The 20,930-nt window shown below is 43.8% G+C and carries 15 protein-coding genes; 10 read left to right on the top strand and 5 right to left on the bottom strand.

The features are described 5' to 3' along the window. Positions 1 to 494: 494 nt before the first annotated feature. Together FE810_RS01090 and FE810_RS01085 are read left to right on the top strand one after the other, a co-directional pair. Complete coding sequence (locus tag FE810_RS01090; protein WP_138318176.1) at positions 495 to 1,880, top strand: Na+/H+ antiporter NhaC family protein; 1,386 nt, start codon at positions 495 to 497, stop codon at positions 1,878 to 1,880. Continuing rightward, positions 1,880 to 2,587 carry a M15 family metallopeptidase gene (locus tag FE810_RS01085; protein WP_138318175.1) on the top strand — a complete coding sequence of 236 codons (708 nt, stop codon included), beginning with the start codon at positions 1,880 to 1,882 and terminating at the stop codon, positions 2,585 to 2,587. The genes FE810_RS01090 and FE810_RS01085 overlap by 1 nt, the downstream gene beginning before the upstream one ends. Before the next feature lie 13 nt (positions 2,588 to 2,600). Here the strand turns inward: FE810_RS01085 and FE810_RS01080 are convergent, their stop codons facing one another. Continuing rightward, positions 2,601 to 3,209, bottom strand: coding sequence for a transposase (locus FE810_RS01080; protein ID WP_138318174.1), 609 nt, complete (start codon positions 3,207 to 3,209; stop codon positions 2,601 to 2,603). Between the two features lie 863 nt (positions 3,210 to 4,072). On the opposite strand from FE810_RS01080, the gene FE810_RS01075 reads away from it, so the two are divergent. The 7 genes from FE810_RS01075 (at position 4,073) to FE810_RS01045 (ending at position 12,208) form a co-directional block, all read left to right on the top strand. Beyond that, the gene (locus FE810_RS01075; RefSeq protein WP_138318173.1) at positions 4,073 to 4,435 is read left to right on the top strand and encodes an HvfA family oxazolone/thioamide-modified RiPP metallophore; all 363 of its coding nucleotides are present in this window, start codon (positions 4,073 to 4,075) and stop codon (positions 4,433 to 4,435) included. 310 nt (positions 4,436 to 4,745) lie between these two features. After that, entirely contained in the window at positions 4,746 to 6,074 is a 1,329-nt protein-coding gene (locus FE810_RS01070) for a ferredoxin reductase family protein (protein WP_138318172.1), read from the top strand. A 587-nt stretch (positions 6,075 to 6,661) separates the two neighbouring features. Beyond that, the gene (locus FE810_RS01065; RefSeq protein ID WP_138318171.1) at positions 6,662 to 7,051 is read left to right on the top strand and encodes a response regulator; all 390 of its coding nucleotides are present in this window, start codon (positions 6,662 to 6,664) and stop codon (positions 7,049 to 7,051) included. Positions 7,052 to 7,150: 99 nt separating this feature from the next. After that, positions 7,151 to 7,696 carry an adenine phosphoribosyltransferase gene (gene apt, locus FE810_RS01060; RefSeq protein WP_138318170.1) on the top strand — a complete coding sequence of 182 codons (546 nt, stop codon included), beginning with the start codon at positions 7,151 to 7,153 and terminating at the stop codon, positions 7,694 to 7,696. Positions 7,697 to 7,704: 8 nt separating this feature from the next. Beyond that, positions 7,705 to 10,269 carry a DNA polymerase III subunit gamma/tau gene (gene dnaX / locus FE810_RS01055; protein WP_138318169.1) on the top strand — a complete coding sequence of 855 codons (2,565 nt, stop codon included), beginning with the start codon at positions 7,705 to 7,707 and terminating at the stop codon, positions 10,267 to 10,269. A 191-nt stretch (positions 10,270 to 10,460) separates the two neighbouring features. Further along, the gene (locus tag FE810_RS01050) at positions 10,461 to 10,787 is read left to right on the top strand and encodes a YbaB/EbfC family nucleoid-associated protein (protein ID WP_138318168.1); all 327 of its coding nucleotides are present in this window, start codon (positions 10,461 to 10,463) and stop codon (positions 10,785 to 10,787) included. A gap of 446 nt (positions 10,788 to 11,233) precedes the next feature. Beyond that, the gene (locus FE810_RS01045) at positions 11,234 to 12,208 is read left to right on the top strand and encodes a hypothetical protein (protein WP_138318167.1); all 975 of its coding nucleotides are present in this window, start codon (positions 11,234 to 11,236) and stop codon (positions 12,206 to 12,208) included. Between the two features lie 18 nt (positions 12,209 to 12,226). On the opposite strand, the gene FE810_RS01040 is transcribed toward FE810_RS01045, so the two are convergent. Genes FE810_RS01040 through FE810_RS01025 form a run of 4 tightly spaced genes read right to left on the bottom strand, consistent with a single transcriptional unit; the run spans position 12,227 to position 15,460 of the window. After that, the gene (locus FE810_RS01040) at positions 12,227 to 13,447 is read right to left on the bottom strand and encodes an ATP-binding protein (RefSeq protein WP_138318166.1); all 1,221 of its coding nucleotides are present in this window, start codon (positions 13,445 to 13,447) and stop codon (positions 12,227 to 12,229) included. An 11-nt stretch (positions 13,448 to 13,458) separates the two neighbouring features. Next, a complete protein-coding gene (locus FE810_RS01035; RefSeq protein ID WP_138318165.1) occupies positions 13,459 to 14,181 on the bottom strand; it encodes a response regulator transcription factor in 723 nt (240 codons plus the stop codon). Then, positions 14,166 to 14,534 carry a DUF3019 domain-containing protein gene (locus FE810_RS01030; protein ID WP_138318164.1) on the bottom strand — a complete coding sequence of 123 codons (369 nt, stop codon included), beginning with the start codon at positions 14,532 to 14,534 and terminating at the stop codon, positions 14,166 to 14,168. The genes FE810_RS01035 and FE810_RS01030 overlap by 16 nt, the downstream gene beginning before the upstream one ends. After that, the gene (locus FE810_RS01025; protein WP_138318163.1) at positions 14,534 to 15,460 is read right to left on the bottom strand and encodes a MipA/OmpV family protein; all 927 of its coding nucleotides are present in this window, start codon (positions 15,458 to 15,460) and stop codon (positions 14,534 to 14,536) included. Before FE810_RS01025 ends, FE810_RS01030 begins: the two co-directional genes overlap by 1 nt. Positions 15,461 to 15,726: 266 nt before the next feature. Here FE810_RS01025 and FE810_RS01020 point away from each other — a divergent pair, with 266 nt between their 5' ends. Beyond that, complete coding sequence (locus FE810_RS01020; protein ID WP_171022177.1) at positions 15,727 to 20,730, top strand: S8 family serine peptidase; 5,004 nt, start codon at positions 15,727 to 15,729, stop codon at positions 20,728 to 20,730. The last annotated feature ends 200 nt before the right edge of the window (positions 20,731 to 20,930 follow it).

Raw genomic sequence — 20,930 nt, 5'->3', positions numbered from 1 at the left:
TTAAACTTGCAAAGAAGCCCTGCTGTTTGTCCCTAGCCAATGATATATACGGGACAACCCTTGTTTTAATCGATTAGGTGTGAACCTTAACTAAGTTAAAATATCGCTAAATTCAGTGTATACCAAATTAATCACTGAAATATATTATCTTTCCTTTGTCTTACGGAACAATTTCAGATCTAACACTCGGGTATTCCAGAGTAAAGTGGCTCATGGCACTTGCTATTTATATGTTGCTGGATATTACTAGTGAAGAATAATGCTTTCTTAGTGTCCAATGCAACAGTCATAATTTATTCTTTTGACTCGGTTAGCACCATTCTTGAACGTCGCAGTGCCGTTTCGCCACGAAAGTGTTTGAGCAAAAACGTCTGCAAGGATATCATTGTTCAATAACATGAATGGTTTCATCAGGTTTTGCTGACAGGCTGGCCGTTTGAGCGCGAGAGATCGTGTATTCATTCACAATAAAAATAAAATTTGCAGGAGTTGTTGTGTCAGATTGGATTTCGGTACTACCCCCTTTAGTTGCCATAATTGTGGTGCTTTGGAAAAAAGAAGTAATTCTGGCATTGTTACTCGCCATCGCCAGCTCCGAGCTTTTGATGTTAATGTCAGGCACCGGAGATTCGCTATTCACCTTTGGTGTTGCGAGTGTCGAGCGAATAGTGGGGGTTTTCCAATCGGATGGTAATACCCGTATTCTGGTGTTTTCATTGTTAGTTGGCGCGTTGTTAGCGTTTATGCGTGAGTCAGGCGGGGTAACGGCAACCGTTAACTTTCTGATCCGCAAAGGCGTTAGTGGTAGCGCCCGTCGCTCCCGATTTCTTGCCTTTTTCACCGGTGTCGTAATTTTTATCGAATCGAACCTTAGTGTATTAATGGCCGGTATTATTTCTCGAGGATTGTTTGATAAATTCGAGATGAGTCGAGCACGACTGGCGTACATTATTGATTCAACTTCCGCACCTATTTGTATTTTGCTACTGATGAATGGCTGGGGCGCTTACGTACTCGGACTCTTAGGTAACTACGAATTGGAGCAATCTCTGGTTGGTATTCTCATTGCCACGATACCATTAAACTTTTACGCACTCATTACCTTAGCCGTTGTGGTTTATACCTGCTGGGCAGATAAAACCCATGGCCCATTAAAGCAGGCTGAATTAGATCAGCAACGTAGCCATAAACATCTTGAGCTTGATGTGGAACCCTCAAAACCTTCCTTTATGTTAATTCCACTTTTGACCATGTCTTTGTCTATGGTGTTCTTTATGTTTTTCACCGGTGGCGGCGATTTTACCCAGGGATCTGGTTCTAAGTCGGTATTATACGCAACGACGTTAGCCTGTCTGGTGGCTTACATTATGATGGTCGGCTCGAAGCGTTTTAAACACGTGGAAATGACCAAAATCGGTTTTAAGGGAATGTCAGAACTACTGCCACTCGTATGTATTGTGTTATTTTCACTGGCTCTGGGAGCCAGCCTGAAACAGCTTGGTACCGGAGCATTTATTTCCGGTTTGGTTGCCGAAAATCTGCCATTGTTTTTAGTTCCTGCAATGTTATTTATCGCCGGCGGATTGATGTCATTTACCACTGGAACCTCATGGGGAACCTTTGCATTGCTTATCCCGATAGGTATGCCACTGGTGATTAACCTCGACTTACCCGCGCCGCTGCTACTGGCTGCGATCCTCGGTGGTGGGGTGTTTGGTGATCACTGCTCACCAATATCCGATACGACTGCGGTCAGTGCGGTCGCGTCCGGATGTGATTTACTTGAACATGTTAGAACTCAATTGCCTTATGCGCTATTTGCCGGTGGCTTGACCGTGTTGGCATATATAGTCACTGGTCTTGTGGTTATTGGAGCGTAATGGTGAAGCGGCGCCAAGCGATGATCAAATGGCCATTATGGTTGCTGGCATTGTTCGCGGGCAGTCAATGTTTTGCGAATGAAGCGGGGAAACAACAATTTGTTGATATCAAAACCGAACTCGAAAGCGTTGAATATGATATTCGCTATGCGGGTTATAATAATTTTGTCGGTGAACCCGTAGATGGTTATCTTGAAAGCAAATGTTTTATTCATCGTGATGCCTTACCTGCGCTAAAAGCTATCGTAAACGAATTGGCAAACAAGCAAATGACGTTGAAATTCTTTGATTGTTATCGTCCAGAAAAAGCGGTTGCGCATTTTATGCGATGGGCCAAAGACCTGACGGATCTTAAAACCAAAGCTCAGTATTACCCGAACTTGCCTAAATCTGCGCTTGTTGGCCCTTATATCGCAGAAAAATCCGGCCACAGTCGTGGATTTACGATTGACGTGACCTTGGTTGAATTGGATCCCCATGGCCAATATCAAGCGCTGGATATGGGCTCACCTTATGATATGTTCGATGCCATTTCCAATACCGAGAGCCCGAATATCAATGCTCAGCAAAAAGCCAATCGCGAACTGCTGAAAAACCTGATGCAAAAACATGGCTTTGCTGCTTATGATATGGAATGGTGGCACTTTACCTATGCCAACATGACTGAAGTGCAAAAGCAGCAATATTATGACTTTGATGTTCAATAGTTTTGCTGTTGGACTAAGAACGCATAATACCCGGCCTGTCGCTCAACAACGGCATTAAGCCGTTTCGAGTGCGGGGCACTATGGTTTTGCGTCGTTGCACCATTTTGTGATTACTCACAGTTCGCAAAAATGTTTCATCGCCAATTGGTTGATTCTTCGTTAAATTTTGGTGGATCAGCCAGGACGTTTGCTCTTCGACGGACAATGGTAGCTCAGCTTGTTTACTACGGTTGAAGCTTTTTGGCAGTATTGGCATTTGTATAAATTGATATACCGCATCCAGAAACTGTCCGGCCTGCACAGGACTGGCTTTATGACGACCTTGCCACAGTGACCCGCTGCGGTCGTATTTTTCATTCACATAACGGCCGTAGATACTGCACGTACTTTGTAACACCTTGGGGATAGAATGACTTTGGGCTGCGGTTATTACCATCAAAAATTGATTATTAAATAATTGATACTTATTTAATTGCACCTGAAATTGCAGGCAATTTGTCTCAATCAATTCAATAAAGAACTGATAATCCGCCTTATCAAAAAAACAGGGTTGAAAGTTGTACCCGAACTGAAAAATTAAATAAGGGGTATTGGCAAAGTAGTTTCGAGATTTCCTTGGCATAGGAGCTCCTTGAAGTTGTGTTCTGACTTCAGAGAAGGTGCTAAGAAGTGCATATGTTGCATCGCAGATTCATAAGAGGAATAGTTATCGAAAACGATAGAAAACCCATCTGGTATTCCTTTTGGCATTCATGCCAATAACTATTAAAGCGCCTCTTAATCCTCCTTGATGAGCATATCTGCATATCCCTATGCAATGGCTTCCTGCCATTACCACATCACATCGTCCCTGATCCAAGCCTCCCTGGCTTGGTAGCTTTAAGTAATCGATAACAAAAACAATTAGTTAAAAGGTTTTTCGATTTTACTTAGTCGCTACAATTTTAATTTAATCAGAAAATGTTAAACACGCAATGCGTTAAAGCTTGAAAATATTTCAGCCAACAGGTTTTATTGGCGCTTAGAATTTAATGATTGCTTGAAAGTGCCATTTTTATTAGCGGGATGCGCGTTTGTTGGTTTGCGAATAATACCCGAAACCGCTTATGTGTCCGGAGCAAAATTTGCTCAATTTAAACAGGGAAATTGCCCGATTGTGAGGATTAACCGCCGATAAACCAATTTGGAATTGCATGTTTTATCATAGATATTTGTTACTTTAACGTTAATTACTTGATAATTTCTGGATCTAATGAAATTATTTAACAACACAGGTGGTCTTAATCAACACCATTTGAGTGGGGTTTTTGCTCTTTCGTGTTTGCATTTTGCGATCGGGTTTGTAGAGGTTGCTCAGTGACTTGATAAATCTTTTAGCTTTATCAAACCGCTTCTCGCAAACCTGAAGGTTTGCTTGCCAGCCTCGAAAGAATAACAACCCTGAATATCTATTTGGTTAGTTTACAATAACTTAGGAAGATAAATATGAAATCGTTCAAGCAATATTTAATTACTGCATTGATGGGTGCGTTTGTTTTAGGCCTGCTAGCCAGTGCTCCAGCGAAAGCCGAATCAAACCCATTTGTCGCTCAGGACGTAGCTTTCTCTGCTGATTTTGACGCTGGCGACAAAGAGAAAGAGAAAGGCAAATGCGGCGAAGGTAAATGCGGCGAAGGTAAAAAGAAAGAAAAATGCGGCGAAGGTAAATGCGGCGAAGGTAAAAAGAAAGAAAAATGCGGCGAAGGTAAATGCGGCGAAGGTAAAAAGAAAGAAAAATGCGGCGAAGGTAAATGCGGCGAAGGTAAAAAGAAAGAAGGTAAATGTGGTGAAGGTAAGTGTGGCGAATAACTCGCAAGCTTAATTGAACCAATACGCTTTCTCAAAACCCTGGATTCAGCCAGGGTTTTTTATATCATGTGGACAATCCCAAACCTTGAATCACCTGATAAAAGGTTATGGCCATCACAATTCCTCTAACGGTTGATCGTCTGCCTGTTCCAAATATCAAAGCACTACGCAATAGCAAACATTATTCTGTCGGTGATGTCATTTGCGGGAATAAGATTCTGTCCTATTATTAATCCCATCAAACTTTAAACGATTAAACCCGTGACACCCATCAAATCTTGATGCCAGTTTACTCATTCCGGTGTGTCTTATGACTCGAAATAAAACCGTTTTCTGGATTGGACTCCTGTTAGTTATCGGCCTGTGGATCAGTGCTGAGCAAATCCTCGCCGCCCCCTACGAATTTTTTCGCTTTCGAAAATCGATGATTTACCTGACGGGTGTGGTTACCATTGCTGCCATGGCTTTTGGGATGGTCCTTGCTTTGAGACCAGTATTTTTATCAAATTATTTAGGCGGCTTGGATAAATCCTATCGGTTGCATAAATGGCTTGGTATTACGACCTTGGTTTTTTCTCTGGCGCACTACCTATGGATCAAAGCCCCACATTGGTTAGTCGATGCGGGATTGATGAACAGACCAGAAAAGGTCTCGAAACCAGTAGCAAATTCAGAGCTTGAACAACTGTTTCGCGATTGGCATGGCTTGGCAGAGACCCTTGGAGAGTGGAGTCTTTATATCCTTGTGGTGCTTATTGTGGTGGCATTGATTAAGTGGTTTCCTTATCGGTTATTTTTCAAAATGCATCGATTACTGGCCATTCTCTTTCTTGTATTGGTGTTTCATTCCACGGTATTAATGAAGTTTAGTTACTGGCAAACTCCGCTAGCCGGGTTGGTTGGGATATTAATGGTGTTAGGTATCGTATCGGCATTGTTTTCCCTGTTGCGCAAGATAGGTGAGCGACGGACTGTCATTGGTGTGGTTGAAAAAGCTGAGCTGCATCCAGATAATAAGGTGTTGGCGGTGGAGGTTGCTTTAAAAGATCGCTGGCCTGGGCATGAAGCGGGGCAATTTGCGTTTGTTCAGTTCGATAGCAAAGAGGGACATCACCCTTTCACAATCTCATCGTCATGGCACGATGATGGCAAGTTGAGTTTTCATATCAAAGGGCTTGGAGATTACACTCGATTATTGCCAAAGCGCGTAGCAAAAGGGGACTTGGTAACGATTGAAGGTCCTTACGGACAGTTTAACTTCAAATCATCGGCAGCCCGGCAGGTGTGGATTGGCGCGGGAATCGGAATTACGCCATTTATGGCGCGTATGGCGGAGTTAGAGCAGCATAGCGATGGTAAGGATATCGACCTGTTTTATTGTACCCGTTCGCCGGATAAGGAATTTATCGATAAGATCCAATTTTTGGCGGCTAAGGCGAATATTAACCTATACATTATCGATGAGCATGTTGATGGTTTACTGTCCCTTGAAGACATCCTAGCACAGACCGGAGAATTGGATTCTGCTGACCTTTGGTTTTGTGGTCCTGGAGGGTTTGCTAAATCATTACAAAAATCGATTCAACGACAGCACATTCAATTACATGGTTTCCATCAGGAACTGTTTCAATTTCGCTAAGTCAGTATTCTAAAATACAAGCGATTTAATCGATAAGGATTTTTACCCACAAAGCCTCTCGAACATAAATCCGGTTCACCTTACACGCTTTTCCTATATCCGGCATATCAAGCAAAAATGCCTTTATCAAGCTAAAGGTTGTATTTACTACCAAGGCTTTAAATCTTACTGTTTTCGTCTATCTTTCATATCGTTATTAGCGAAAAAATATTATATGTACGTAATGGTTTCACTTTTTAACATTTTTTTTACGCGCTAATTCATGTCGTTAGCTCATTTTATGATTGATCTATTGTTGATAATTGGACAAATAGCTAATTGATGAAGAAATGACTATTAAATAGACGAATCTTCAGGTATGATGCCGCCGATTTTGATTAATGCGGAGTTGTACTTGCAATGTCACACGATAATTCTTTTAAAGAAAGTTCTTCTAAACGTCACTTGTTTTTTGCCTTATTGGCGTTAGTGGGGATGCCATTACTACCTATGCTAATGGGCTGGTATACCTACCTTTAATTACAGGTACTTAAACCTTTAATAAAAATTAATTCCACCTGTTTATCGAGATTGATTGGGGAAGCGCTATGGCCGAGAAAATCTTACTGGTCGAGGACAATAAGTCCGTTCAGGCTCAATTAAAAGAGCTATTAGAACAACAGGGTCACCAGGTAACAACCGCTTGCAATGGCCTTGATGGTTATAACAAAGCGTTAGCTGAAACTTATGACCTGTGTATAGTTGACCACTTGATGCCGCTTATGGATGGCCCGCAACTATTAAAAAATCTTAAGGGAATGGAAAATAACAGCCCCCGTGCCGTTATGTTTTTGAGCACTCAGGATCCTAAATTGGTCAATAGCCTGGCAGAAACCAAGCTTGCAGACGCCTGTCTAACGAAACCAATTGAAAAAGAAGCATTTTTAAATGCCATGGGCAAGTTGCTTGAATCTGAGGATTGGGCAGCGGCAGGCTAATTTGGTTTCATTTTTCTAAACCAAATGCTGTTATTGCGACTATAAATATTTGTCGTTTTCGATTATCCTGTTAGCAAATTGATTTACTATTTGCTAACCATGACTGAAAGCGACGTATCCTACCTAAAAAGTGTTATTCATGATGTGCCGGATTATCCGATTCCCGGCATAATTTTCCGCGATATCACTGGCATTCTTGACGATGCCAAAGCTTTCCAACTTTGTATTGATACAATGAAAACCCGTTATCAGGAACAGGGCATAACCAAAGTCGTTGGCACTGAAGCACGTGGTTTTTTATTCGGCGCGCCGCTGGCTCTGGCAATGGGTGTTGGCTTTGTTCCGGTTCGCAAACCCGGTAAATTACCCCGAGAGACTCATTCACAAACCTATGAACTTGAATATGGACAGGATACACTGGAAATACATCAAGACGCGTTGACCGAAGATGATGTTGTGTTGATGGTCGATGATTTGCTAGCTACCGGTGGTACGATAGAAGCGACAACCCACTTAATTCGAGCTGTGGGAGCGAAAGTCAATCATGCCGTATTTGTCATTGGTTTACCCGGACTAAAAGGTCATGAGCGTTTACATAATTTAAATGTCGATGTGTTTTCTATGGTTGAATATGAAGGCGAATAAATAGCATTATGAGTTATCAAGTTCTGGCAAGAAAGTGGCGCCCTAAAAATTTCCAAGAATTAATGGGGCAGGAGCATGTTGTCACTGTGTTGGTCAATGCACTGACGCAACAGCGGCTTCATCACGCATATTTATTTACGGGTACTCGCGGTGTCGGGAAAACCACAATCGCGCGAATTTTTGCTAAAAGCCTGAACTGCGAACAAGGTATTACTGCCACTCCATGTGGTACGTGTCATGCTTGTGTCGATATTGATGCAGGTCGATTTGTCGATTTATTGGAAATTGATGCCGCTTCACGCACTAAAGTGGATGATACCCGGGAAATTCTTGATAACGTTCAATATGCACCCAGCCGAGGCCGATATAAGGTTTACCTCATTGATGAAGTGCATATGCTCTCTAAAAGTAGTTTCAATGCGCTGCTAAAAACCCTGGAAGAGCCTCCGGAGCATGTGAAATTTATTCTCGCAACGACCGATCCGCAAAAACTCCCGGTAACGGTTTTATCCCGTTGTTTGCAATTTCACCTTAAAGCGTTGACACCCAAACAAATTGAAACCAAGTTAACCGAGATTTTGCACGCCGAAGAGGTAACCTTTGACGAAGGCACGTTAGGGCTCTTATCAAAAGCAGCACGCGGTAGTATGCGTGATTGTTTAAGCTTATCTGATCAAGCGATCGCGCAAGGTCAGGGACATTTAACGGTTCCTAACTTGCAACAGATGTTGGGTGGGGTCGATCAAAACTGGGTCTATAAAATATTGATAGCTTTAGTGAAACAAGATTCCCAAAGCTTAATGACATTAACCCAGACGATTGCCAGTTATGCGCCAAATTACCAGCGATTGTTGGCGGAATTATTGCAATTGCTGCATCAAATCGCCATGTGGCAACTCGTCCCGGAATCGGTCGATGTCGATAAGCAACGCCATAATTTATTGGAAAAGTTTTCTCGGGCGATGAGCCCGGAAGATGTGCAATTGTATTATCAGATTGTGTTAAACGGTCGTCGTGATCTGCCATTTGGTTTTGATGAGCAGGCTGGCTTTGATATGGTGGTATTAAGGATGCTGGCGTTTAAACCTACCCAGCGAGAATTGCTGCCAGAGCAAGCGAATGTGAGTGCAGCGACACTGCCGAATACTGCAGAAGTTGATAGTATCAGTGACGATCTGAATCAAGCATTGGCAGATACGGTTGCTCAAACTTCGGATGCCAAAAGCATGGCAGCTAAAAATACGGTAGCAAGCTCAGCCAATACGGCTCAAAAAAATACTGCACCAGAAAGTACAGGGCCAGAAAATACAGGGCCAGAAAATGCCGTCGAAATCATCGTCGAAAGCGTGAATGAAAACGTCCTTGAGAGCGACACTGGTAATGATCCAAGTCCGAAAGTTGTCGGCGCTCAAACCCCTAAAATGGATACCGAGGTAACCACAGTGCCGCAGGGCACACAACTCGATGCTGCGGACTCTGAGGCGATTTTTCCGGCAAGTAAAGCACAAGGCGAACCCTTGGCGAATGTTTTAGAACAAGCTTCGCCAATTGCCGCTCAAGCAGATAAAGAACCACAAATGCTGGATATCGAACAGCAAGGTCTCGAAGCGCAGGCTCGGGATGAAGGTTTATGGCCACAAACCTCAGATATTGCACCAGTCTCTGAGCAAATACCGCAGACTTCGGACTCTCAAGAGCCGACACCTCAAGAGCCAACACCTCAAGAGCCAAGACCTCAAGAGCCAGTGCTCGCGGAGAATAACCAAACAGCCAGTGAAGAAAGCACTGCTGCACTGCAAGCGACTGCCATGGAGAATGTGGCAGATACTCCAGCGACAGAACCAAGCTCAATGGGTAACAGTTCAGTCGATAACGTGTTAGCCACAAGGAATATGTTAAGGAGCCGTAAGAAGCTCGTGGAGGGTAGGGCAAAAAAGCCCCAGGCGGTACCAACAGCTAATACCCCTGCAGCGCAAGCGGCTCAGGAAATTGCGCAACAATCCGATGGCATCGAAACGCTAATTGAGGACGATTTGCCCGCCCGACAATTGATTGCTCGAGCGCAGCAACAAGCGTCAGCTGAAAAAGAACCTGAAATTCAGGCGAAAAATCAGCAACGCGTGGTAAATATTGATAGTGAGAATGGATTTAGCCCAGAGTTAATCGATCCCACCCAAATTCGTGATGCCAGCCAAATAGATTTATGGGCCAATATGATTGATGCCATGGGACTCGGCGGCCGACTACGGCAACTGGCATTGAATGCCGTGTTAGGGGATAACTGTAACGATCAACAATTACATATCATTCTCGACAGCGAGTTTGCGCACCTGCAAAGTCAGGCGGCGATTGATCATTTAACAAAATGTTATTCCTTGCTTAAGCAACAACCGGCTGAATTGGTAATTGACGTCCAGGAAAATGTTGCCGATACACCGTTGTCGATTCAATTATTGATTAACGAAAGCCGGCTGCAATATGCAAAACAAGTGATTGGCGATGATGAATTTATCCTTCAATTGCAACAAGATTTTCAAGCGCAAGTGGCTATAAACAGTATTCAGGCGTTATAGCGTTAACCCTAGCAGACTAAGGTTATTGAGCATATCGAGTACATATCGCCAGTATCTTTAGCTAGTGCGTATGGTAACCAAATTCTGATATACTCATTGCGTTTTCATTTTCTGCCCCCAGATATTATGCAATATATCTGGATCGGCTAAGCGCTGATATTTTCAGCCAAATTAATATTGGAGAATCGAATATGATGAAAGGTGGCATGGGCAATTTGATGAAGCAAGCCCAGCAAATGCAAGCGAAGATGGCGAAAGCTCAAGAAGAGATCGCCAGTATGGAAGTGACTGGCGAAGCCGGTGCAGGCATGGTTAAAGTAACGATGACCGGAAACCACAACGTCCGTCGTGTCGAGATTGATGAAAGCATGATGGAAGACGACAAAGAAATGGTTGAAGACTTAGTCGCCGCTGCATTCAACGATGCCGTCCGTCGTGTTGAGGAAACCACTAAAGATAAAATGGGTTCGGTCACCGGCGGTATGCAAATGCCTCCTGGCATGAAACTTCCGTTTTAATCGCAGGTCTTGTCAAGTTTATAGAAATAGCGCCTTCAGGCGCTATTTTTTTATACAGGGATGCAATTGGTCGTCGTGTTACCTCCTGTAATAGCGCGACATTCCAAAAGTCATTTTATATTTTCTGCTCGATATGTTTCCTATCCCTATAGTCGTTCCTGGCGAACCATGGGTTTCTGCACCCCTGCTGTTAATATGTCAGAAATGGCACAAGGGAACCTTATGTTATTTTTGCCTCCTGTTTAAACGAACTCAAGCGTCATCATTTCGTTTAGTTACCGATGAATTCTCGAATTATTAGAAAAATGTCGTACCTTTAATCTAAGGGATGAGGGATTGAGCGGTTAATCAGGCGCATGAAATACACTCCTCATCTCGATTTTTGTTAATGACGATTCTGGTTATTTCCCCAACTAGTGTGAAATTAAAAACAACAGAGAAACACAATGCGCATCGAGAAAATTTCAAATCTGAAACGATACAGCTTTAATGTCTTTAAAAGTCTGATGGGCCAATATGGGTTTACGCAGCAGCGCTCTCATTTTAAATTTTTATTTACCAGTAGCAGTGGCCTGTTTTTGTTTGACCGGGGACGAATTCACAAACTGCTATCGGGCAATTTCTTTGGTATTACTCAACTGCCCGATGAGCGTTATCTTGCGGTTACGTATGTGCAAGATGGCACTAAGGACGAGCGTAGCTTGGCATTGACGTTTAAGTTAGCGGGTAATAAAGCCGAAGCACAAAAAAGCTTTAATTTCATCAGTGCTGAAGGGGAAGTGAAAGTCCCAGTCAGAGTACATCAAATTATTTGTTTTAACGGTAAACTTTGGGTCACGAACACACGTCAGAATATTGTATGGCGCTGTGATCTTAATGGCCGGATTGAAAAATCCTTTATCTATTCGCAAAGTTTTAACTATGCTCCTGGCTGTACATCGACTGACGTTGTGAGAAAAACCGCGCGTAATAGCCAGGACTATCATCACTTTAATTCCATCCATATTGACGAGAATTTCCTGTATTTACTTGCTCATAATTCGGCGGGCTCCGACAAAAGTAAAAATAGCTTTTACTTAAAACTGGATCATGAATTCAATGTTCTCGAGCGTACCGATAATGTTGGTAAAGCTTGTCATAATCTCGTGCCATGTGAGCAAGGGTTTTATATTTGCGACTCCGCTAATGGTCAGTTGGTTCATCCCAAGTTGCCGAACATTCAATTAGGCTATTTTTTGCGTGGGCTGACCTTAATTGATAATCACCTGATCGCAGGAGGTACGGTATCGAGCTCCGATCCAAACCTTCGAGGCAAGGGAGACAGTCGATTGTTTTTCATTCCTGTCGGTAATGCATTCCCAATCATGTCTCTATCGTTAGGTCGCACCGGAGATTTACACGACATTGTCGCGCTCAAGTAAGCTTTTGGTGCAGCGCGCTCAAGTAATGTTCGGTAATCGGAACAATACTTTTAAGCCATTCAGGGATTGTGATTGTTCTATTTTTAGGTTTCCTTGATGCCATTCACAAATCACTTTGGCAAATGCCAGCCCTAATCCGTAGCCATTACCTAGATCCTCAATATCTTTACCGCGGACATAAGGTTGAGTGACGTCTTTATATGACGTGGTGCTTAGCCCTTTACCATCGTCCTCAATGGCAATCAGCAAGTTATTGTCAATTACCTTCGCCTCAATTTTTATCTGCAGCGTGGCATAGGTGAGGGCATTAGCGATGACATTTTGCACCGCGCGTCGCAAAAAACTCTTATCAAAACGCCAATACAAGGGACAATCATTAGCGAGGTTAATGGCTTTATGACTACTGATTTGCATTTTCTCCGTTAAAGAGCAAAGCATCGAGGTTACATTGTGGCGCTTGATATCCAGATTGTCATATTCTTCTTCAAGCTTAGAGAATTCAATAAACTCATGGGTTAAACCGTTTATTTCATCGATATCTTGCTGAATGGAGGTTTTCATGGTTGAAAAGTTTTTGTGATCCATCACTTCTAAACAAAAGTCGATGCGAGTGACTGGTGTGCGAATGTCATGGGATAGGGTACTGGCAAGGAAACGTTGCAATGACATATAGCGCAGTAATTGGTTAGCCATTTGATTAAAACTTTGTGCCAGAGGATAAACCCGTGATGTCTTACTGATAGCAAGTTTGCTGATTTCTCTGTGTTTACTAAATCGCTTGCTGGCTTGATTCAACGTTTCTAAATCGCGAAACATTGGCCATATCCATAAAAACAAAAACACCGCAAAACTGAAATAGAAAATGATCACTATCGGCTCAATCACATCGTCTTCAATCTGGTTTTGAAAGGGCCCCATCTCCCAAACCCTGGTTTTATCTTTGTCATTGAGCCGATAGTAGAAAGTTTGCCTGCCATCATGCAGAGCAACAACTTGTGCAGCAGATAGCTTGGCTTTCATATCGCCCGGCCAGTGCAAATTGGTGATGGCAATGGAACGGGCAATTTGGGAAGGCATGTCCGTCTCACTGTTCGTTTGAAACGTACTAAATACTTGCTCGAGTTCTATGCTGTGCTGAGTCGGGCTTTTGGAAAGCTGAGAAAGCTTGTCGGTCACGATAGCAACAAAGAATAAGGTGACAAAAATCAGCAAGAATAGTTTGATAAATTGTAATCGCATGGACGGACTCGCTATCTCTGGGCGAACAGATAGCCTTTACGCCATACGGTTTTTATTTCATATGGGTTGTCTTCTATCTGATTAAACTTCTTACGAATTCGACTGACTCGGCCATCAATAATCCGATCCTGCCCGTCATATTCTCTTCCAACCGCTTGTAAAAATAGCTGCTCCCGATTCAGGGTTTGATTCCGATTACTGATCAAAATCCAGAGTAAATCAAATTCTTCGGTGGCTAATGTTAAGCGTTTGTTACAGACATGAATGCTTCGGGCGTTATTATCAATCGACAATTTTGGCAATTCAATGCATTGCGAATCTGTTGTCGACGAATGACGATTTACCGCCCGCAATAAGGCGTTAATTTTTGCCAGTAAAATTGCCGGCCTTACCGGTTTTGCAATATAAGCATCAGCGCCCATATCCAGTCCCGAAATATGATCAATATCTTCTGTTTTTGCAGTAAGAAAGATAAAAACGCCGCGGTAAGACTCACGGCACCGTTGGCATATATCAAAGCCATTTAAACCGGGTAAATTAATGTCGCAAACAATGACATCGAACTGGGATAGCTTACCGTGAGTGAGAAAGGATTCAGCATTCTCGAAATGACAAACCTCAAAGCCATTATTGACAAAAAAGGTTGAAATTAATGCCGCCAGTTTTATATCGTCTTCAATCAGGCATAGCCTCGATGTATTTTCTTGATGAGTGATCACTACAGGATACTCCATGCGTGTCGTTTGCGTTTGCGCAAGGTACTGGGGACCATAACTTTCAAGCTGAACTGCTTAATCGTAGTTTTGGTTTGTAGATCAATAAATAGCAGTGGCTCACTTTGCGCAAATGGCACATGAATCGTAATTTTCCCTTGCTGAGTTTGTTTATGACAATACAAGTCTTCGTTAGTGGTTTTTCTGCGCAGACAAAAGTCCCTGGGTTGGTCGAAATTCCAGGTGATGGTGAGCGGAAGTTCACAGGAATGCTGGGTTTTTACACAATGGGTTGGCGACAGAGCTACTTGATTAGCGCGGGCGCTATCGATGGGAGAAATTAACGGAAAACCTAATAACCACCAGGGTTTCATTAAAATCCCCCTCCGATTTGCCAACTCACCCCAATAAAATAATAGTGAGTAGAATTGTCTTCTACCAGTGGACTGAGGACGATTTGTTCGCTTAAATCCTGATACTGGTAACGTCCGATAACAGCAAATTTTTCATAAATAGGATAATTAAAATTTAGCTCGTAATTGAGATTCCATCCTGCATCTGCCAGATAAGCAGGGCTCCTGTAGATTAACTCGCCATTTTCGACGCCGTAGTAATAATCATTTAGCGCTTGGCTTCGATATTGCGCGCCTGTACTTAGTTGATAGGTTAAGTCACCAAATTGATTTTGATAGGCCAGACCCAGACCGAGTTTCTGACCGTGATGCACCGCTGAGATATCGGTCAATAAATCAATGCTTAATCGCCAGCTGGCATTAGGATAATAGTCGACACCAACACCACCTAGATAAGACAGAGAACGCTCAATGTCTTTGGGCTCTGTATCTTCGTCTGGATAAGGGAGTGGAAATAGCCCAGCGCTGCCTGTGGTACTTAAAAACGCATCCAGTTTATTACGTTGAAAATAAACCCCATCTGGATTTAGCTCGCCTTTGATATCAATGGACCAGAATTGATCTTCAAACAAGGTGTAACCGATCGCAGTATTTTCAATATAGAAATTGTCAGCATAGACATAGAAAGAGGGGAGGAAGGCGATATGTCGTTCTTGACCGCTATGCCCTTTACCACTAAGCCCTGCACCGCTATGCAAAGGACTGGAATATTTGCCGTAACCAAGTGCTGCACCCACAGCCCAGCTGTTGCTTGCGACACAATCACCTTCACACACATTTCGCTCCTGAATCCCGGATGATTCAGAAGGCTCTTGATCAGATGGCTGAGCTGCAACTGCACTGGCCGACAATAGAGCGGCAAATATACAGGCTCGGGAATACTTCATTATTGTTAACTGCTTGTTATCGTTATTTTGATATTGGGTTATTAGCGCTTGTGACAGTAAATACTAACCCTGTATATACCGTACTTAAAGGCCTGTGTACAATTTTGCACAACTTAATCGCAACAACATCAGACCCCATTTCGTACACAATTTTGCACAATAATTGACGGGTATTTGCACAGCGATGGTGTTTAACATGAGTGGTCCACCAGTAAGAGTGGTTCGCATAATCATAACTAAAAATGATAACAATCATGGAGAACACGATGAAACTAAAATCTATCTCCCTTTGCATAGCCAGCGCTTGCTATGCCTTAGGAGTAGGGGCTGCCACATTGGCAGAGCCTTCATCAGCAACACTAAGCAGTGGTAGTTTAAAAAAATTACCGTTCGATAAAGCGGAGCTCGAGCAGATGCAACAGCGCCGCCAACAAAGCCGTACGCAAAACAACGTATTAAAGCGTGCTGACAATGTTAACCAACATATTACCCGTGCTAACAGCGCCGAAAAATTCAGTCCGGAAGATGGACTTGATGGTAGCCATACCTACATCGTGCGTATGAAAGAAGCGCCGGTTACTCAATACCAAGGTGGCGTTCAGGGGTTAAACGCTACGGCTCTGTCAAACACCAATAACCAAGGCATTCAAGGGAAATTCAACCTTTTTGCAGGTGCTGGAAATAAGACAGATATCAATGCTTATCAAAATTATCTGAAAAACAAACAAAATCAATTTATCGATAATTTAAGCGCTCGTGGCATGGCGATTGAAGCGAGAAAGCAGTTTACCGTTGCGATCAATGGATTCTCGGTTGAGTTAAATCAGCAACAGGCAAGTGAACTGGCCCGTTTACCTCAGGTTACTGCGGTAACTCGTTCAACCTTACATGAGCTACACACCGATATCGGCCCACAACTGATTGGTGCCGAGCAAGTATGGCAATCGGGTGGTGAAGGCGTGCCAGCAATGCAAGGCGAAGGACTGATCGTTGGTGTCCTAGATACCGGTATTAATACCGATCATCCATCTTTTGCTGCCATTGGCGGCGACGGCTATCAACATGTTAACCCGTTTGGTGATGGCAACTATGTCGGTGATTGTGCTAAGGACGAATTTGTCAGTCTTTGTAACGACAAACTGATTGGTGTGCGCAGTTATGATGTCATTACCGATGTTTATAACGCATTAGAATTTCAGGCGCCAGATCATCCAGAGTGGATGGAAGGGGTGCAAATTCGACCGAAAAATGGTGAAGACTACAACGGCCATGGTACCCATACCGCCAGTACGGCAGCCGGTAACATCCTTTATGATGTACCGTATGTAGTACCACAAGTAGGTGATGGCGATGGTATCGACACGGGTTTGAATATGGGCACCATTTCGGGGGTGGCTCCACATGCAAACATTATCTCTTATCAGGTTTGTTATCCGGGGGGCGCTGGTGATCCGTACGCCGGTTGTCCGACCGAAGCGTTATTAGCGGGTATCGAAGATGCCATTGCTGATGGTGTGGATGTTATCAACTTCTCCATTGGTGGTAGTGAGCAGTTCCCTTGGGAAAACCCCGTTGAACTTGCTTTCCTATCTGCCCAGGAAGCGGGCATAGTCGTTGCCGCATCAGCGGGTAACAGCGGTACCGATGGCTTCAACGAATACATGTCTTCTGCAGATCATACGTCACCTTGGTTATTAACCGTTGGCGCAACAACTACTGGACGTACTATCGATATTACCGGTAAATCTTTAGGTAGCTTGAGCGGCGGTGACACACCGGCACCTGGCATGTTTGAAGGTAAAGGTATTTCTGGTGAATTCAGTGGTGAAATCGTATTAGCCGCTAACTATGGTGACGAGCTTTGTCTTGAGCCATTTGCAACGGATACATTCACCGAAAATCAAATCGTTGTTTGTAAACGCGGTGATATTGCCCGGGTTGCTAAAGCCGATAACGTAGCTGCCGGTGGTGCTGGCGGTTTCGTTCTTTATAACACCCAATATGGCGATTCGTTAAACAATGACGTTTACTCGATACCGGGTGTACATATCAGCAGCGATGCACAGTGGTCATTGATCCCTTGGTTGCAATCCGGTAGCGGCCACATGGCAACTATCACAGCCAGTGAAATAAACCGCAATGTGAATCCAGATAATGCCGATATGCTGGCGGACTTTTCCTCTCGTGGACCTAGCCAAACTAACCCTGAGCATCTGATCCCGTCAATTTCTGCGCCTGGTGTTGATATTTATGCTGGGGCTGCCGACGAGCATCCATTCTCAACTGTAAATCTGTCGAGCAAATATGCGGTTTATAGCGGTACGTCGATGGCATCACCTCATATCAGTGGTGCAGCAGCGCTTATCCGTCAGGTAAATCCAGACTGGACAGCGACGCAAATTCAATCCGCGATCATGATGACTGCCAATCGTAACGTTCGTTATGATGCGGGCTGGCCGGATGGTATTACCCAGGCTGGTATTTATCGTGCAGGTTCTGGTCGAGTCGATGTGGCCGCGGCAGCGTCTGCGGGCCTTATTCTGGATGAAACATCCGAAAATTTCATGCTTGCTAATCCGCAAAACGGCGGTGATGTGAAAGCCTTGAATATGCCAGAATTGGTGAACTTTAACTGTAAAGGTAGCTGTAGCTGGGTACGCACGTTTGAAGCCACTCATGACGGCAGCTGGACGGTAGAAACGCAAACCGGCGAATACTCGGTACAGCTGGCATCTTACCCTTCAAGCTTTGCACTGAAAAAAGGCCAGAAGCAATCGGTTGTTTTTGAAGCGAAAATACTCGATTCACAATCGGCCATCAACAATTCCGAAGTAGAAGTTCATGGTAGCGTGGTTATCAAAGAAGATAATCAACAAAGTGCCGATAGTTATATACCGGTTGCTTTGAAATACAACCACGGTACGTTACCTGAAAACATCACCATGTCGGCACACCGTAATAACGATGTATACACGTTACGTAGCCTGACAAGTGCAAACTTCAAAAATCTGAATGTCACGAGCTACAAGGAGAAAAAAGCGGACTTGACGAGTTTTTCCTTACCTCAGGCACAAACCTCAGTTTCACCGTTTATCAGTGGTGTGCTTGATGAATCTACCTATACACATTGGGTTGATGTGCCAGCAGGTAGCAAGCGTTTGATCGCCGAGGTGATTAGCTCTGATGATACCACCGCAATTGAAGATTACATTCGTGGTGACTTAGATATTATCGTTGGTATCGATGCCAATGGCGATAACATGGTACAGATGGATGAAGAAGCAATTTGTATCTCGTTAAGCGATTTACGAAATGATTTCTGTAACATCAATAACCCGGATGCGGGTAAATACTGGGTTGTCTTCCATAACTGGAAAAACTGGTGGGATCCATCTCAGCCGATTCCAGTGGATACCTATACGGTAGCAACGGCAGTTGTTGGTAATGACTTATCCGACAGCATTCAGGTAAGTGGTCCGCAAAGCTATGATGGTGCATCTTCATTCGAGTTAGATGTTGAGTGGAACATGGACATGATGTCCGGCGATATCTATTACGGCGCAATGGAGTTAGGCTCTGATGCCAATAACATGGCAGATCTTGGGTTAATTCCGTATCGTTTAAACCGCGAAAAAGACGACACTCAGATCCAGACCAGTCAAACTATGGCTGCTGGTGGCGATGTTGTTGATGTCACCATAAATGTCATGGAAAACACCACAGGTAGTGATCGCAATTTTACCTTGACCACGACCTTACCTGAAGGCATGAGCCCGATTGCTGATTCAATACAATTGCATAACTCTGGTGAAGAGCAGCTAATGGTTGACGGTAATACGATTGTGGTTAGTGGCGTGCAAGCCGATACCTCGAAAGTGGCACCTGAGTATCTGGTAACAACTAACTTACAGGATGCAATGTGTCGTACACCATCATTCGGTTTGCCGAATCATGATGGCGGTTATATCGACTTGTTAACTAAAGTCGGCTTTGGCCCGGATTGGGGTGGCGTCTGGAATGAAAACTTATCCTTACCATTTGCCTGGTTATGGGGCGGTAATCCGACGTATTCTTTGTATCATAATCACGAGTATCAGTCTTACCCGCAATTTACCTTGAGTCCGATGGGATATCTGCAGTTCGATGATCTGCCGCTGTTCTTCCCATTCCACATGCCATTCCCAATGACGAACTTCCCAGATGCTATGGTAGCACCGCTTTGGAAAGGTGAGTTCTTTGGACAAGCGTTTGGTACGCCGTATGAGCCAAATATTTGGGATAGCGAGTTAAACTCAGGTATTACCTTTGCTTACACTGAAGATCAGACCGTGATTGTTGAGTGGGATAATGTCCGTTCGCAATCGTCATACTGGGATTGGATTTTGCAGGAAAACGTGGTTGAGAATAATACCGACCGTTACGACTTTGAGGTGATTTTCAACTTAGGTCCTTACCAGTTTGGTGCTGGTCAGTATGAAGTGATCATGGCTTATGATAACCTCGATTTCGCAGGTCAAAGCGCTGGTACTGTGGGTATCCATGGTTATTCCGGCATTCGCTCTACCTTTGGTCCTCTGGATGGTTATTCCGGCACTCAGTACGCCTTCGATGATATCGATGAGAAATTATCGAATGGTCTGGTGCTTTGTTATGACTATGTTGGCCCGCAGATGAGTCGGTTTGAGGTGACCCTACAAGCTCGCGTAGATGAAGATGCAGCCGGTAAAGATCTGAACATCAACACGACGAGCGACGTTGAAGGTATCGCGACGGTTGAAGTCCAACAGGCAATTACCGTTAATGGTAACCTGACCATGGGCGTATATCCTGACTTAACGATCAACGAGAACGAATCGGTAAATGATCTTCTGATCTCCTATGCAGATGCGGATAATCGTAGCAATATCGTTACCGTGAGCGGTGATAACGTTACAGCGGAAATTCACAGTCATCAGCCGGGCGGTACGTTCTCATTGTTGCCTGAACTGGATTTCCATGGTGAAACCATGGTGACAGTAACGGTTGCTGATGCGTCAAATCCGAGCGATATGGCAAGTGCCAGCTTTATGCTGACGGTTCTGTCTGATGGCATTGAATATGGTTGTACGGATGCAAATGCCAACAACTTCGATGAAAATGCAACCGATGATAACGGTAGCTGTATCTATCCGGAAGAAGAGAAGAAAGAGAAGAAAAAATCAGGTGGTGCTTTAGCGTGGCTCACCCTGTTAATGCTTCCTCTTGCACTAAGAAGACGTTCGGTACGATAACCGGTTAAATCAAAGACACTTCACTTAAGTTAAAATCCCGCTTCGGCGGGATTTTTTTGACTTTAATACCCGAAAGCCATAGGGTAGTTTCAATAAATTGTGGTTTAATGAAGTACTTATACCAATCCCATTTAATTATTGCTCACTCAGTGAGAATTTAAAGGCTTTTAATTAAGGCTTTGATTGCAGAGAATGGTTAT

It is taken from the genome of Thalassotalea litorea (assembly GCF_005843925.1).
GTDB classification, from domain to species: domain Bacteria; phylum Pseudomonadota; class Gammaproteobacteria; order Enterobacterales; family Alteromonadaceae; genus Thalassotalea_A; species Thalassotalea_A litorea_A.
The sequence above is the reverse complement of the archived record's forward strand: the minus strand, read 5'-3'. Positions and strand labels throughout refer to the sequence as shown.

Excerpts from the sequence above, each read along its gene's own strand:
- FE810_RS01065 (WP_138318171.1), top strand. The coding sequence starts at position 6,662 with ATGGCCGAGAAAATCTTACTGGTCGAGGACAATAAGTCCGTTCAGGCT.
- dnaX (WP_138318169.1), top strand. The coding sequence starts at position 7,705 with ATGAGTTATCAAGTTCTGGCAAGAAAGTGGCGCCCTAAAAATTTCCAA.
- FE810_RS01080 (WP_138318174.1), bottom strand. The coding sequence starts at position 3,209 with ATGCCAAGGAAATCTCGAAACTACTTTGCCAATACCCCTTATTTAATT.
- FE810_RS01040 (WP_138318166.1), bottom strand. The coding sequence starts at position 13,447 with ATGCGATTACAATTTATCAAACTATTCTTGCTGATTTTTGTCACCTTA.
- FE810_RS01075 (WP_138318173.1), top strand. The coding sequence starts at position 4,073 with ATGAAATCGTTCAAGCAATATTTAATTACTGCATTGATGGGTGCGTTT.
- FE810_RS01030 (WP_138318164.1), bottom strand. The coding sequence starts at position 14,534 with ATGAAACCCTGGTGGTTATTAGGTTTTCCGTTAATTTCTCCCATCGAT.
- FE810_RS01050 (WP_138318168.1), top strand. The coding sequence starts at position 10,461 with ATGATGAAAGGTGGCATGGGCAATTTGATGAAGCAAGCCCAGCAAATG.
- apt (WP_138318170.1), top strand. The coding sequence starts at position 7,151 with ATGACTGAAAGCGACGTATCCTACCTAAAAAGTGTTATTCATGATGTG.
- FE810_RS01085 (WP_138318175.1), top strand. The coding sequence starts at position 1,880 with ATGGTGAAGCGGCGCCAAGCGATGATCAAATGGCCATTATGGTTGCTG.
- FE810_RS01035 (WP_138318165.1), bottom strand. The coding sequence starts at position 14,181 with ATGGAGTATCCTGTAGTGATCACTCATCAAGAAAATACATCGAGGCTA.
- FE810_RS01070 (WP_138318172.1), top strand. The coding sequence starts at position 4,746 with ATGACTCGAAATAAAACCGTTTTCTGGATTGGACTCCTGTTAGTTATC.
- FE810_RS01020 (WP_171022177.1), top strand. The coding sequence starts at position 15,727 with ATGAAACTAAAATCTATCTCCCTTTGCATAGCCAGCGCTTGCTATGCC.
- FE810_RS01025 (WP_138318163.1), bottom strand. The coding sequence starts at position 15,460 with ATGAAGTATTCCCGAGCCTGTATATTTGCCGCTCTATTGTCGGCCAGT.
- FE810_RS01045 (WP_138318167.1), top strand. The coding sequence starts at position 11,234 with ATGCGCATCGAGAAAATTTCAAATCTGAAACGATACAGCTTTAATGTC.